At 73.5% G+C, this 223-nt stretch carries 1 pseudogene; it reads left to right on the top strand.

From position 1 onward, the window contains the following. Positions 1-223 (top strand): annotated as a pseudogene (locus tag E4K09_RS29305) (hypothetical protein); the annotation flags it as partial.

Raw genomic sequence — 223 nt, 5'->3', positions numbered from 1 at the left:
GACAGAGATCAAAGGAACCATCGCGATCCTCGGCGCGGCAGCGGCCGGCGTCGTCGCGGTTCTTGTCGGTGCCCTCTACTGGGCATGGCCCAGCACACCTGACCTCCCGGGGTCCGCCGCGACGCCCCAGGCGGCTGTGCAGCAGCCCGCCCCGCAGCAGCAGCCGGCGGCCGAAGCGCCGCCCGCCAGGGCCGCGGAGCCGAAAGCCCCGGATACGAAGGCT

It is taken from the genome of Microvirga pakistanensis, from assembly GCF_004458765.1.
GTDB classification, from domain to species: domain Bacteria; phylum Pseudomonadota; class Alphaproteobacteria; order Rhizobiales; family Beijerinckiaceae; genus Microvirga; species Microvirga pakistanensis.
Note: the sequence above shows the minus strand (reverse complement) of the source record. Positions and strands in the feature narration are given on the sequence as shown.